The organism is Helicobacter pylori SA221C (genome assembly GCF_000476855.1).
Lineage (GTDB): Bacteria > Campylobacterota > Campylobacteria > Campylobacterales > Helicobacteraceae > Helicobacter > Helicobacter pylori_DK.
Genome location: NZ_CBPT010000023.1, coordinates 1 through 14,009, shown reverse-complemented (window position 1 = coordinate 14,009; position 14,009 = coordinate 1). Strand labels below are relative to the sequence as shown.

Below are 14,009 nucleotides of genomic sequence, written 5' to 3'. Positions count from 1 at the left end.
AAATGCCTTCAAACGCTCTTTTGATTGAAGAAATCGCTCGCCTAATCAATGTTTCTCATAGCAGCGTGCATAATTGGATCAAAACCAATCTTTTAGAGAAACTAGAGATTGATCATAAAATTTATGTGAAAACGAGCTCTTTTTTAGATTTTTGCCGTAACCATTTAGGGAAAAACAAACTTAACAAATACGCTAACAAATCCTTAAAAGGCACGCATAACCATCAAGAATTGATTTTAAAATACCTAAAAATATTAGAAAATAGCTCTGATTTAGAAAAGTTGGGTTCTTATTATGAAGAAGAGCTTTCTAACACCACCAGAAATTTAGAAGGCATTTACTACACTCCTAACAAAATAGTAGAACAACTTTTCACTCTCCCTAAAGATTTTGATGCTTCTCAAGCGATTTTTTGCGATCCAGCTGTGGGGAGCGGGAATTTTATCATGCATGCTTTAAAACTGGGTTTTAAGGTTGAAAATATCTATGGCTATGATACAGACGCTTTTGCTATCGCTTTGACTAAAAAGCGTATTAAAGAGCATTATCATTTAGATTGCCCTAATATTGTGCAAAAAGATTTTTTAAATTTAAAACACACCCCACAATTTGATTGCATTTTCACTAACCCTCCATGGGGCAAGAAATACAATCAAAACCAAAAAGAAAATTTCAAACAGCAATTCAACCTCTCTCAAAGCCTAGATAGCGCGTCGCTCTTTTTTATAGCGAGTTTGAATTGCTTAAAAGAAAACGCTCATTTGGGGCTATTATTGCCCGAAAGTTGTTTGAATATTGATGCGTTTAGCAAAATGCGAGAAGTGGCTTTAAAGTTTCACATTAGAAGCCTGATTGATTTTGACAAACCTTTTAAAAATCTAATGACTAAGGCTGTGGGTTTGGTGCTTAAAAAAACCCCTAATAAGGATCAAAAAATCTCATGTTTTTATCAAAATAGTAAGTTCAAACGCTCGCCCTCTTCTTTTTTTAACAACCCTAAAAAGATTTTTAATATCCATTGCTCTAGCAAAGAAAATAAAATTTTAGACCACCTTTTTTCCATTCCCCATATCACTTTAAAAAATAACGCTCATTTTGCTTTAGGGATTGTTACAGGCAACAATAAAGAAAGATTACACTCCAAACAAAAAAAAATACCATTCCTATTTTTAGGGGTTCAGATATTTTAAAAGACAGATTAAAAGCCCCTAGCCAATTCATTAACGCTGATTTAAAAGACTGCCAGCAAGTCGCTCCCTTAAGTCTTTATCAGGCTAGAGAAAAAATCGTGTATAAATTCATTTCTTCAAAGCTTGTCTTTTTTTATGACAATGAGCAACGCCTTTTTTTAAACAGCGCGAACATGTTTGTTTTAAAAGAAAATTTCCCCATCAACGCTCATGCGTTAAAAGAATTATTAAACAGCGACTTAATGCAATTCATTTTTGAATCGCTTTTTAAAACGCATAAAATTTTAAGAAAAGATTTGGAATGTTTGCCCCTATTTGTGCAATTTATCAACAATAGTTTTGATGAAAAATTTTATTTAAAAAATTTAGGGATAGAAAGAATAGAAAATGGAACTTTCAGAATTAGAAAATGAAATTTTAAAACGCTTGAAAAATGCAATTTTAAAGAACTGGTATCCAATAAAAGGAATAGAGCCTTACAAAACAAACATAATAGCCAAAAAAGAAAAAGAACTCTTACAAGAAACAAAAGAAGAAAAAGAAGAATGGAGTGCTTTTCCTTTTAATAAATATGAACATATGTTGGTTTTTTTGATAGCAAAAGGCTATCTAACTTATAAAGAATATAGAGAGATACGGAACAATTATTTAAAATCTAATCCTTATTTATATCTTTTTGAAAAGTCATCCCCTCAATTTGGCAAATTTGCCGAAAATTTCATTAAAGAAAAGTGTCCTAAAATTAAAAAACCTTCTAAAAAGTTAGACAATAATTATAGTAATCAATATGATTTATTTTTGGAAGGCATCACTATTGAAGTTAAAACTTCTAGGGTCGCAAATAATGATAGTAGTAAAACACCCTTATTCATGAGAGCACTACCCTATAATACTAATAAAAATTTTGAAATGAATTTCCAGCAGTTAAAACCACAATGCGCAGAAATTTTTATTTTTCTAGCAGTCTTTCTTGATGAAATTATTTTATGGGTTTTAAATTCAAAAGAAGTTTTAAGTCATAAAGATTATTGTGCAAGTCAGCATTATGGCAGTAAGGTAGAAGGGCAATTGCATATTACTCAAAAAAATATCCACACGCTAGACAAATACCGATTAAAAAACGATAATTTGGAACAAATGATTAATGAAGCTAAAGAAAGATTAGATCTTAAACATTTATAATTTACAATCAGGAAAAACCATGCATGTTGCTTGTCTTTTGGCTTTAGGGGATAACCTCATCACGCTTAGCCTTTTAAAAGAAATCGCTTTCAAACAGCAACAACCCCTTAAAATCCTAGGCACTCATTTGACTTTAAAAATCGCCAGGCTTTTAGAATGCGAAAAATATTTTGAAATCATTCCTCTTTTTGAAAATGTCCCTGCTTTTTATGATTTTAAAAAACAAGGCGTTTTTTTAGCGATGAAGGATTTTTTATGGTTGTTAAAAGCCATTAAAAAGCATCAAATCAAACATTTGATTTTAGAAAAACAGGATTTTAGAAGCGCTCTTTTAGCCAAATTCATTCCCATAACCACTCCCAATAAAGAAATTAAAAATGTTTATCAAAACCGCCAGGAGTTGTTTTCTCAAATTTATGGGCATGTTTTTGATCATTCTTCATATCCCATGAATTTAAAAAACCCCAAAAAGATTTTGATCAACCCTTTCACAAGATCCATAGACCGAAGTATCCCTTTAGAGCATTTGCAAATTATTTTAAAACTCTTAAAACCCTTTTGTGTTACGCTTTTAGATTTTGAAGAACGATACGCTTTTTTACAAAATAAAGCCGCTCATTATCGTGCTAAAACCAGTTTAGAAGAAGTTAAAAACCTGATTTTAGAAAGCGATTTGTATATAGGGGGGGATTCGTTTTTGATCCATTTGGCTTACTATTTAAAGAAAAATTATTTTATCTTTTTTTATAGGGATAATGACGATTTCATGCCGCCTAATGGCAAGAATGAAAATTTTCTAAAAGCCCATAAAAGCCATTCTATAGAACAGGATTTAGTCAAAAAATTCCGCCATTTGGGGCTATTATAATATTGTGTTATACTTCTAATTTCAATTTTGCTTGTTAGGACATTCATGAAAAATATTAGAAATATCGCTGTAATCGCGCATGTTGATCATGGGAAAACCACTCTAGTGGATGGCTTACTTTCTCAATCTGGCACATTTAGTGAGAGGGAAAAAGTGGATGAAAGGGTGATGGATAGCAACGATTTAGAGAAAGAAAGAGGGATCACTATCCTGTCTAAAAACACCGCTATTTATTACAAAGACACTAAAATCAATATCATTGACACTCCCGGGCATGCTGATTTTGGGGGCGAAGTGGAGCGCGTTTTGAAAATGGTGGATGGGGTGTTGCTTTTAGTGGACGCTCAAGAAGGGGTCATGCCTCAAACTAAATTCGTGGTTAAAAAGGCTTTGAGTTTTGGGATTTGCCCTATTGTGGTGGTGAATAAAATTGATAAGCCTGCCGCTGAACCGGATAGAGTGGTGGATGAAGTTTTTGACTTGTTCGTAGCGATGGGGGCTAGCGATAAACAATTGGATTTCCCTGTCGTCTATGCCGCCGCACGAGATGGCTATGCGATGAAAAGTTTAGACGATGAAAAGAAAAATTTAGAGCCTTTGTTTGAAATGATTTTAAAGCATGTGCCAAGCCCTAGCGGGAGCGTTGATGAGCCTTTGCAAATGCAAATTTTCACGCTTGATTATGACAATTATGTGGGCAAAATCGGTATCGCTAGGGTGTTTAATGGCTCGGTTAAAAAGAATGAAAGCGTGCTGTTGATGAAAAGCGATGGGAGTAAGGAAAATGGCCGTATCACTAAGCTTATAGGTTTTTTAGGGCTGGCTAGGACTGAGATTGAAAACGCTTATGCGGGCGATATTGTAGCGATTGCCGGCTTTAACGCAATGGATGTGGGCGATAGCGTCGTTGATCCGGCTAACCCCATGCCTTTAGATCCCATGCATTTAGAAGAGCCTACGATGAGCGTGTATTTTGCTGTCAATGATTCGCCCTTAGCCGGGTTAGAAGGAAAGCATGTTACTGCTAATAAGTTGAAAGACAGGCTCTTAAAAGAAATGCAAACCAATATCGCTATGAAATGCGAAGAAATGGGCGAAGGCAAGTTTAAAGTGAGCGGGCGTGGGGAATTGCAAATCACTATTTTAGCTGAAAATTTACGCCGTGAAGGGTTTGAGTTTAGCATTTCACGCCCTGAAGTCATCATTAAAGAAGAAAATGGCGTTAAATGCGAGCCTTTTGAGCATTTAGTGATTGACACACCCCAAGATTTTAGCGGGGCTATCATTGAGAGATTGGGCAAAAGAAAAGCCGAGATGAAAGCAATGAATCCCATGAGCGACGGCTATACAAGATTAGAATTTGAAATTCCTGCAAGAGGGCTTATCGGCTATAGGAGCGAGTTTTTAACCGACACTAAGGGCGAAGGCGTGATGAATCATAGCTTTTTAGAATTCCGCCCTTTCAGCGGGAGCGTGGAATCGCGCAAAAATGGGGCGCTAATTAGCATGGAAAATGGCGAAGCGACCGCTTTTTCCCTTTTCAATATCCAAGAGAGAGGCACGCTTTTTATCAACCCCCAAACTAAGGTTTATGTGGGCATGGTCATTGGCGAGCACAGCAGAGATAATGATTTAGATGTCAATCCTATCAAATCCAAGCACTTAACCAACATGAGAGCGAGCGGGAGCGATGATGCAATCAAACTCACCCCGCCTAGGACTATGGTGTTAGAAAGAGCGCTAGAGTGGATTGAAGAAGATGAGATTTTAGAAGTTACCCCCTTGAATTTAAGGATTAGGAAAAAGATTTTAGACCCTAACATGAGGAAAAGGGCGAAAAAATAGGTAATTTGTATAAGGTAGCGGATATTTTTTGTGGTGCTGGAGGATTGAGCTATGGTTTTTCTGCACACCCCCATTTTGAATTGATATGGGCTAACGATATAGACAAGGACGCCATTTTAAGCTATCAAGCCAATCATAAAGAGGCACAAACCATTTTATGCGATATTATGCAACTTCATTGCCACAACCTACCATGCGTTCCAATTGATATTCTACTAGGCGGACCACCATGCCAAAGCTATTCTACCCTTGGCAAAAGAAAAATGGATGAAAAAGCGAATCTGTTTAAAGAATATTTGCGGCTCTTAGATTTAGTGAAACCAAAAATGTTTGTTTTTGAAAATGTGGTGGGTTTAATGTCTATGCAAAAAGGGCAATTATTCCAACAAATTTGTAACGCTTTTAAAGAGCGAGGTTATATTTTAGAGCATGCCATTTTAAACGCCCTAGATTATGGTGTGCCTCAAATAAGAGAGCGAGTGATTTTAGTGGGCGCGCTTAAACGCTTTAAACAAAAATTTTACTTCCCCAAACCCATAAAAACGCATTTTTCTTTAAAAGACGCTTTAGGGGATTTACCGCCCATTCAAAGCGGTGAAAATGGTGATGCTTTAGGTTATCTTAAAAATGCGGATAACGTTTTTTTGGAATTTGTGCGAAATTCTAAAGAATTAAGCGAGCATAGCAGTCCTAAAAACAATGAAAAACTGATAAAAATCATGCAAACACTAAAAGACGGGCAGAATAAAGATGATTTGCCAGAAAGTTTACGCCCCAAAAGCGGTTATATTAATACCTATGCCAAAATGTGGTGGGAAAAACCAGCCCCCACCATTACAAGAAATTTTTCTACCCCAAGCAGTTCTAGGTGTATCCATCCAAGGGACTCTAGAGCGTTAAGCATTAGAGAGGGGGCAAGATTGCAAAGCTTTCCTGATAATTATAAATTTTATGGGAGCGCTAGTGCTAAAAGATTACAAATTGGCAATGCCGTGCCGCCTTTATTGAGTGTAGCACTCGCTCATGCTGTCTTTGATTTTTTAAGGGGTAACAATGTTTGATAATAACGATTTTAAAGGTTATAGAAATTTATTGGGTTTTAATTCTCAAAATGCGTTTAAGGAATTTTTAGGCGCTAAAGACATACAACCTTGCGTTGATTTCAATTATTTAAACGCGCTCAAAAAAAGACTTATTGAAATTTTTAGTGCTATCAATAGTATTTATTGTTTTAAATATAATGAGTATGAATTGGAATGCTTTTTTAAAAACTCCATAGAGCGAGTGTTTTCAAAGATAGCGGACACTCATATTATTTATAAGCTGAATAATCAAGGCAGAAGACCTGAAGAAGTTTGTTTTTCGTGGATGCGTGGGTTTTTGGTAGCGGAGTTTTTTAAGGATTTTACCGCTTGTCTTTTTGGCGCACAAAAAGAAACCATCAAATTTTTTGGTGGCGATAATTTTGAGAGCATAGAAAGCTTTAAAAGAAGTCCTAAAGCCGATTTTTTGTTAGACAATCATTTATTGCTAGAAATTCAAAGCGGATTTCAAGGGATCAATGACATTAAAGAACATAAAGTTTTAGAGGCTAAAAGGCGTTTGATAACGGATAAAATTCCTACTATTGTGGTGCATTTTGATCTGTTTAACGGGCAAGTAGCGTGCGTAGAAATTTCTAAAATCAAAGACAATGATTTGAATTGGATAACCCGCCAACAAATGGAAGGGCAGAGCGTTTTTAATATTTCGCAAAACTTTTTTGATTACAAAATTACAGAAATGCCTAATAAACCGCTTTTATAAAAATCAATAGCATAAACCAATAGCATAATACGGAATAAAATATTAGGATAATAGCATTAAAAAGGTGGTAGGTGGATTGAATGTTCGTTATTTTTTGCCTAACATCCAGCGTGAGTGTGTGTGTCTCAAATAAGAGAGAAAGTGTTTTAGTGGGCGCGTTTAAACGCTTTAAACAAAAATCCCACTCCCCCCTTATATTTTGATTTGCCTTAGCCTTTTTATTGCCTCCTACTAAAAGTGATCCCATAAACTTCATTCCTGATTTGGAATAAGGGATCAGTAGGGGTTTCTACGCCTTTGGGGAGATCGGCTGGGAAATACACGTCTTTATTGCAACCCATTCTCTCGTATTTTTCAACTTTCAGTGTCCCTACTAATAATTCCTTGTGTTTGCCTTTCCAAAGCGCGGTCGTGTCGTTGGTGGCATCATTTTTATTCGCAAACACCAGATACATTTGGTATTCTATGGGTTTAGTTTTAAGGTGTTGTTGGAATGAAGAGAGCAAATAATTTGAATCTTTTTGCTTTAATTCTTGGGGGTTAAGATACTTAACGCCGTCTTTAGGCACAAATTTCCATCTCGCAGGCAATAATTTCTCTTCCTTATCTTTAAACCTGAACGCATGCACGCTATAATAAGGCGTGTTAGCCACGCTTGAGCTAATCCCTATCGTTTTCATATAGGCGGCAAAATCCCTGTAAGAGGGGACTTCTTCATAAAGCTTTTTGATTCTTGCTTCATCTACCTTGCCATTTTTAGGGATTCTCATCTCAAAAAATTGGGCGAATTCGTTAGGGTTTTTGGCAAAATTGATTTCTGTATTGAGCATCACCATTGTCCAGCTGGCGTTTTGATTTTCTAATTTTAACGCCATTCCCCTAACTTTGCTTTTATCATCCATCGCCACGCCTCCTAAAGAATACCTTACAGACGCAGGGATTTCTTTTTCATTGAGTAGTGGCACATCTAAATCCTTTTTTGCTTGCGCATTAGGGAGGAACACGCCTTTAGCGCAAAACCCCTTAGTGTGGTTGATTTTCATTTTAGGCTCTTTGGCGTTGAGTTTGTAGAAAATATCCGCAATCTCTTCAGCACTCACTTCATGGGCTTTTAAAAAACCCAAGCTAAAAACCAAACACAAGCTCAAACCAATTTTTTTCATTCTTGATCCTTATTATTAATTTATATAAAACAATGCTTTTTATTGTATCAGTAAATTCTCTATTGAGCCTTAAAAAAGCCTTTTTTAAACATCTTATTAGGATCTTAAAAGATTATCTTATCCATTTGCATGCTCATTAGTAAGCTTTAAGGATGAACTTAAGAAAAATTAGCTTGATTTTAAACTAATTCTATATTCTTTTATGCTATAATCATTTCTACAGAGTAATTTATCTATTCTCAGGTAAAGTTAAGGAAGAGGAATGAAATTAAAGAAACGAAAAGTTGCGGCTGCATTGCTAAAGCGTTTTACCTTGCCACTATTGTTCACTACGGGTTCATTAGGGGCGGTTACTTATGAAGTGCATGGAGATTTTATCAATTTTGCTAAAGTGGGTTTTAACCATTCGCCCATTAACCCTGTTAAAGGTATCTATCCTACAGAGACTTTTGTTAACCTTACAGGTAAGCTAGAGGGGTCTGTGCATTTAGGTAGGGGGTGGACCGTGAATTTAGGCGGTGTTTTGGGCGGACAAGTTTATGATAGCACTAGGTATGATAGGTGGGCAAAGGATTTTACCCCCCCAAGCTATTGGGATAAAACTTCTTGCGGCACTGATTTTATGAGCCTTTGTATGAACGCTACTAAAATGTGGCAGCAATCAGGGCCAGGTGGTATCATTAACCCTAGAGGTATTGGTTGGGAATATATGGGTGAGTGGAACGGCTTGTTCCCTAACTACTATCCGGCTAACGCCTACTTGCCTGGTGGCTCAAGGCGCTATGAAGTTTATAAAGCGAATCTTACCTATGACAGCGACAGAGTCCATATGGTCATGGGGCGTTTTGATGTTACGGAGCAGGAGCAAATGGATTGGGTTTACCAATTGTTCCAAGGTTTTTATGGGACTTTCAAGCTTACGAATAAGATGAAATTCTTGCTCTTTAGCTCTTGGGGTCGTGGTATCGCTGACGGTCAATGGTTGTTCCCCATCTATCGTGAAAAGCCTTGGGGTATTCATAAGGCGGGTATTATTTATCGCCCTACAAAGAATCTAATGATTCACCCTTATGTGTATCTTATCCCAGAAGTAGGCACATTGCCTGGTGCTAAAATAGAGTATGATACCAATCCTGAGTTTAGCGGTATGGGCATGAGGAACAGAACGACTTTTTATGTGTTGTATGACTATCGTTGGAATAACGCTGAATACGGCCGTTACGCACCCGCTCGTTATAACACTTGGGATCCGTTCTTGGATAATGGTAAGTGGCGTGGCTTGCAAGGTCCTGGTGGTGCGACACTCTTTTTACGCCACCATATAGACATTAACAACTACTTTGTGGTTGGTGGTGCTTATCTCAACATTGGTAACCCTAACATGAACTTGGGTACTTGGGGTAACATTATCGCTGTGGATGGTATCGAACAATGGGTCGGCAGTATCTACAGCTTAGGGTTTGCAGGGATCGACAACATTACCGATGCTGACGCGTTCACTGAGTATGTTAAAGGTGGAGGTAAGCATGGTAAGTTCAGTTGGAGTCTCTACCAACGCTTCACTACCGCTCCAAGGGCTTTGGAATATGGTATCGGTATGTATCTAGACTATCAGTTCAGCAAACATGTTAAAGCGGGTCTCAAACTCGTATGGTTAGAGTTCCAAATTCGTGCGGGTTACAACCCTGGAACCGGTTTCCTTGGGCCAAACGGTCAGCCGCTTAACTTGAATAATGGTTTGTTTGAATCTTCTGCATTTGCGCAAGGTCCTCAAGACATGGGTGGCATTAAAAAGAGTATTACCCAAGATAGAAGCCATTTGATGACACACATCAGTTATAGTTTCTAAGAGAGTTCTCCCCCTATCTCTTAGATATGCCTTTTTTGTATTTTTATTTTAATATCTTTGGGAGTTAGGGTTTTGGAAATTAAGAAATATTTTTCTTACTCTCTATTTTTTTTGCTTTTTTCTAGTCTTTTTTTATCCAAACTTCAAGCTTATAAATTCAACATGAGCATTGTTGGAAAGGTGAGCAGCTACACCAAGTTTGGCTTTAACAACCAAAGATACCAGCCTTCTAAAGACATTTATCCTACAGGTAGCTACACTTCTTTACTCGGCGAATTGAATTTGAGCATGGGTTTATACAAGGGTTTGAGAGCGGAAGTGGGGGCTATGATGGTAGCGCTTCCCTATGACTCTACCGCCTATCAAGGCAACAATATCCCTAATGGCCAGCCTGGCTCTAGGACCGATCCTTTTGGGGCGGGTATCTTTTGGCAATACATTGGCTGGTATGCAGGGCATAGCGGTTTAAACGTGCAAAAACCTCGTTTAGCCATGGTGCATAACGCTTTTTTGAGCTACAACTACAAAAAAGACAAATTCAGTTTTGGCGTGAAAGGGGGGCGCTATGATGCTGAAGAGTATGATTGGTTCACTTCTTACACTCAAGGGGTTGAAGGTTTTGTCAAATACAAAGACACCAGATTCAGGGTGATGTATTCAGACGCTAGGGCTTCAGCGTCAAGCGACTGGTTTTGGTATTTTGGGCGTTACTACACAAGCGGTAAGGCTCTAATGGTAGCTGACTTGAAGTATGAAAAAGACAACCTAAAAATCAACCCATATTTTTATGCGATCTTTCAAAGAATGTATGCACCAGGCATTAATATCACTTATGACACCAACCCCAATTTCAACAATAAGGGCTTTCGTTTTGTAGGCACTTTCGTGGGGTTTTTCCCCATTTTTGCCACTCCGGCTAATCAAAATGATATTATCCTCTTCCAACAAGTGCCATTAGGCAAGAGCGGGCAAACTTATTTCTTCCGCACCCGTTTTTACTATAATAAGTGGCAATTTGGGGGTAGTGTCTATAAAAATATCGGTAACGCTAATGGCGATATAGGTATTTATGGCGACCCTTTGGGGTATAACATTTGGACGAATAGTATTTATGACGCAGAAATTAACAATATTGTTGGCGCTGATGTTATCAATGGGTTTTTATATGTAGGCTCACAATATAGGGGGTTTAGTTGGAAAATTTTAGGCCGTTGGACGGATAGCCCAAGGGCTGATGAAAGGAGTCTTGCGCTCTTTTTGAGTTATTTTTCTAATAAGTATAATATTAGAATGGATTTAAAACTAGAATATTATGGCAATATCACCAAAAAAGGCTATTGTATTGGGTATTGTGGCATGTATGTTCCAGTCGATCCTAACGGGCCTGGCACGCAACCTTTAACACACAATGTGTATTCTGACCGAAGCCATATCATGTTTAACATCACTTATGGTTTTAGGATTTACTAGTATTTTATCCTTAATGGATATTTTTGATTAGCCTTTTTAAAATATTAAAAGGCTTCGCTCCAATCAAATATTAATACTCAAAAAGCCTTATTTAATTTTATTATTCAATATTTAATACACTAGAACAAAACACCACACCCTACGCAGTTTTTCAATAAGCTAAACGAGTTTAAAGATGATGTTTTTACTACACCAAAGGCTAAAGAATACATTGACATAGCGAGCGGTTTTCATAAGCTTTTTAAAAACGACGCTAAGATCGCCGAGAGTTTAAAGCCCGCCACAACGAAAAATTTAAGCCAAGGTTTAGCGACCACTTTAAGCGGAGCGTTAAAATATCAGTGGACTAAATTTACTTTAGGAACGCTATACCGCAACGCGCCCGATCGCATTTTAGGCGTGAAATTACCTAAAGCTTTAAACGAAGCCACCGCAGGAGCGGCCCTAAAGTATCACATAAAACGCGCGTTAGAGCGAAGCCACTCTATAAGCGAATTTAGTAAGAATTTAGAATTAAGCGCGCAAAAATCACACTTTAGCAACAACACGCTTAAAATCATTGAAGAGCTTAACAACGGAATCAAACAAGCGAGCGAAGAGTTAAGTAAGAAAGCGAGCGATTTACAACACGCTACAACCCCACTCAAAGAATTTGGCAAAAATTACCCCGAGTTTGCTTTAAAGCCTAAGGAAGCGTTAGAGAAGCTATTGCAAGAGAAAAACGGACAAGTCGCAGGTGCAGCTTACAGGGACGATTTAGGAGGGATTGATTTTGTATGGGGCAAGGATGGCAAAGATGGCTACGGATTAGCGCACATCTTAGAAAAGAGAGAAAAACAATACACAAGATTAGGATTAAATGCAGAGCAAATTAAAGAAAGAACCGATGAGTTATTGAAACCTATCCCTGAAGTCATTGAGAACGGAACATTATTTAAAGACGATTTAGGGTGCGTTAGCGTGGAATTAAATAATATAAGAGTTGGGCTAAAAAACACATGGGATAATAACAACCTAAATAATCATTTTGTGGTTACTAGCTACGAGAGGGATGAAAAAGTATTAAGGGAGTTAGAAACCAAACCGCCACTTTCTAACGATTACAAAGACAATAGCAACTATAGTGCCTTAAACCTTAACAAAAACGATCCTAACACAAACGCACTAAAAAATCAAGAACCGCCGTTATCTATATTAGAAAAAAGCCAACTAGAGAAGCAAAAGAAACTAGAAAGCGAGCGGTTAGCTAAAGCAGAAAAAGAACGCGCCCAAAAGATTAAAAATAAAGAAGAAGCCGAATTGAGAGATAAAATCAGAGCGCAAAAAAACGCCACGCTAGGAAAAAGCGAATTAGACAGAGAAATTTCCAAAAGCGAAAACATACCCTATAAAGAGCTAGAAAACGCCCCTAAAACGAGCGTTAGCTTAAACGATGATGAAATACACCCCTTAAAGTTTGTGATCGTCAATAAGAGCGATTTAAAGCCCAATTTCAAAAACACAGGCACGCAAACACGCACCGCAGTGGATAGTAAGAAAGTAGAAGAGATAGCCGAGCGCTTTGATCCTAAATTGATTATAGGGCGAGGGGGTTTTGATGATTTGCCCATTATCTTACCAGACGGTCAGATTATAGCAGGAAACCACAGAACAAAAGACATGCTAAACTTCACCGCAGAGAGTAGAAAAAAATACGAACAAGCGATTAAGGAAAATTTCAACATTGAATTGAAGCCTGATGAACTTTTAGTTAGAATGCCAGATCAGGAATTAAACGATAAAGAAATTTTCAAGTTAGCGAGCAAATCTAACGAAAACCGAGCCAACAGCTTCAGCGATACGCTTTTAAGCACGATGAGCAGTTATAACGACAAATTGAAACATTTAACACCTAAATTTGAAAGCGACAGCGTAGAGAATTTAGCCAATCAGGTTGCAAGAGCGTTAGAGAAAGACGCTAAAATCCCAAGTCATACCCAAGTAGAAAACGCTAACATAGCCCTTTTAAGCCATTATGCCAGAAACACCCCTAATAACAGCTTTTTAGAAGTGTTTGATAACGCTTATAAAAACCTAGACAGAGAGCAGTTTAAAGCGTTTAAGGAAATGTTTGCCTATAACAGCGCGAACTTTCACAATCTCAATAACGATACCATGCTTAAAAAATTCACTATTTCACCATATCTAACCGATGCGCTAGACACTAGCGCTAAAATGCTTGAAAGCGGTAATAGAGCCGATAATTTCAGCAAGTTAGTGAATGATATTAACTACTTAGTCAATAGCACAGATGAAAACGGCATGAATGCTTTCATTAAAGAAAACAAGGACGCTTACCACAGCGTGATAAGCGAATTATTAGGGAGTTCTTTTGCGCGTTTTTTGCGCCTTGAAAACCCTAGCGCGCAGTTTTACGAGTTTTTGACAAAAGCTAAAGACCGAATGATAGAAAACGCAGCCGATATTTTTTCAGGAACGAGCAAGCCTATTCATCAAATCAATATTTTTGATTTTATTAAATATGGTATTGAAAGCGGTAAAAGCAGTAAGGAGAGCAGGGAACTATTAGATTTATTGCCAGAGTTAGAAAAGAAGTTTAACGCTCATGAGAAGTTTTTACAAGGAATTAAAAAATG

10 protein-coding genes and 2 pseudogenes are annotated in these 14,009 nt (G+C 37.5%); 9 read left to right on the top strand and 3 right to left on the bottom strand.

The genetic code is table 11. From position 1 onward, the window contains the following. Window positions 1-2 precede the first annotated feature (2 nt). From QU01_RS07620 to QU01_RS07595, 6 genes and pseudogenes are all read left to right on the top strand, one after another. Window positions 3-1,603, top strand: a pseudogene (locus QU01_RS07620) (class I SAM-dependent methyltransferase). Next, window positions 1,578-2,372, top strand: coding sequence for a hypothetical protein (locus QU01_RS07615; RefSeq protein WP_000423514.1), 795 nt, complete (start codon window positions 1,578-1,580; stop codon window positions 2,370-2,372). The pseudogene QU01_RS07620 and the gene QU01_RS07615 overlap by 26 nt, the downstream one beginning before the upstream one ends. 19 nt (window positions 2,373-2,391) lie before the next feature. After that, window positions 2,392-3,240 carry a glycosyltransferase family 9 protein gene (locus tag QU01_RS07610; protein WP_033763328.1) on the top strand — a complete coding sequence of 283 codons (849 nt, stop codon included), beginning with the start codon at window positions 2,392-2,394 and terminating at the stop codon, window positions 3,238-3,240. A 45-nt stretch (window positions 3,241-3,285) separates the two neighbouring features. Beyond that, window positions 3,286-5,085, top strand: coding sequence for a translational GTPase TypA (typA, locus tag QU01_RS07605; RefSeq protein WP_033763329.1), 1,800 nt, complete (start codon window positions 3,286-3,288; stop codon window positions 5,083-5,085). Window positions 5,086-5,090: 5 nt separating this feature from the next. Beyond that, entirely contained in the window at window positions 5,091-6,146 is a 1,056-nt protein-coding gene (locus QU01_RS07600) for a DNA cytosine methyltransferase (protein WP_033763330.1), read from the top strand. Beyond that, entirely contained in the window at window positions 6,139-6,891 is a 753-nt protein-coding gene (locus QU01_RS07595) for a hypothetical protein (protein ID WP_033763331.1), read from the top strand. The genes QU01_RS07600 and QU01_RS07595 overlap by 8 nt, the downstream gene beginning before the upstream one ends. On the opposite strand, the gene QU01_RS08485 is transcribed toward QU01_RS07595, so the two are convergent. Further along, complete coding sequence (locus QU01_RS08485) at window positions 6,872-7,138, bottom strand: hypothetical protein (RefSeq protein ID WP_033763576.1); 267 nt, start codon at window positions 7,136-7,138, stop codon at window positions 6,872-6,874. The two genes, QU01_RS07595 and QU01_RS08485, sit on opposite strands and share 20 nt — an antisense overlap. Next, window positions 7,110-8,054 carry a catalase family peroxidase gene (locus QU01_RS07585; RefSeq protein ID WP_033763332.1) on the bottom strand — a complete coding sequence of 315 codons (945 nt, stop codon included), beginning with the start codon at window positions 8,052-8,054 and terminating at the stop codon, window positions 7,110-7,112. The genes QU01_RS08485 and QU01_RS07585 overlap by 29 nt, the downstream gene beginning before the upstream one ends. Before the next feature lie 262 nt (window positions 8,055-8,316). On the opposite strand from QU01_RS07585, the gene hofC reads away from it, so the two are divergent. Together hofC and hofD are read left to right on the top strand one after the other, a co-directional pair. Beyond that, window positions 8,317-9,903: an outer membrane beta-barrel protein HofC gene (hofC, locus tag QU01_RS07580; RefSeq protein ID WP_000768581.1), complete on the top strand. Its 1,587-nt coding sequence runs from the start codon at window positions 8,317-8,319 to the stop codon at window positions 9,901-9,903. A 72-nt stretch (window positions 9,904-9,975) separates the two neighbouring features. Then, the gene (gene hofD / locus QU01_RS07575; protein WP_033763333.1) at window positions 9,976-11,373 is read left to right on the top strand and encodes an outer membrane beta-barrel protein HofD; all 1,398 of its coding nucleotides are present in this window, start codon (window positions 9,976-9,978) and stop codon (window positions 11,371-11,373) included. Between the two features lie 230 nt (window positions 11,374-11,603). On the opposite strand, the pseudogene QU01_RS08325 reads toward hofD, so the two are convergent. Next, a pseudogene (locus QU01_RS08325) lies at window positions 11,604-11,804 on the bottom strand (hypothetical protein). On the opposite strand from QU01_RS08325, the gene QU01_RS07570 reads away from it, so the two are divergent. Then, window positions 11,773-14,009, top strand: a 2,237-nt coding sequence (locus QU01_RS07570; protein ID WP_033763334.1) for a putative barnase/colicin E5 family endoribonuclease, incomplete at its 3' end; no start/stop codon positions are given. The pseudogene QU01_RS08325 and the gene QU01_RS07570 overlap by 32 nt on opposite strands.

Coding starts and splice junctions, on each gene's coding strand:
- QU01_RS07615 (WP_000423514.1), top strand. CDS start 1,578: ATGGAACTTTCAGAATTAGAAAATGAAATTTTAAAACGCTTGAAAAAT.
- QU01_RS07610 (WP_033763328.1), top strand. CDS start 2,392: ATGCATGTTGCTTGTCTTTTGGCTTTAGGGGATAACCTCATCACGCTT.
- typA (WP_033763329.1), top strand. CDS start 3,286: ATGAAAAATATTAGAAATATCGCTGTAATCGCGCATGTTGATCATGGG.
- QU01_RS07595 (WP_033763331.1), top strand. CDS start 6,139: ATGTTTGATAATAACGATTTTAAAGGTTATAGAAATTTATTGGGTTTT.
- QU01_RS08485 (WP_033763576.1), bottom strand. CDS start 7,138: ATGGGATCACTTTTAGTAGGAGGCAATAAAAAGGCTAAGGCAAATCAA.
- QU01_RS07585 (WP_033763332.1), bottom strand. CDS start 8,054: ATGAAAAAAATTGGTTTGAGCTTGTGTTTGGTTTTTAGCTTGGGTTTT.
- hofC (WP_000768581.1), top strand. CDS start 8,317: ATGAAATTAAAGAAACGAAAAGTTGCGGCTGCATTGCTAAAGCGTTTT.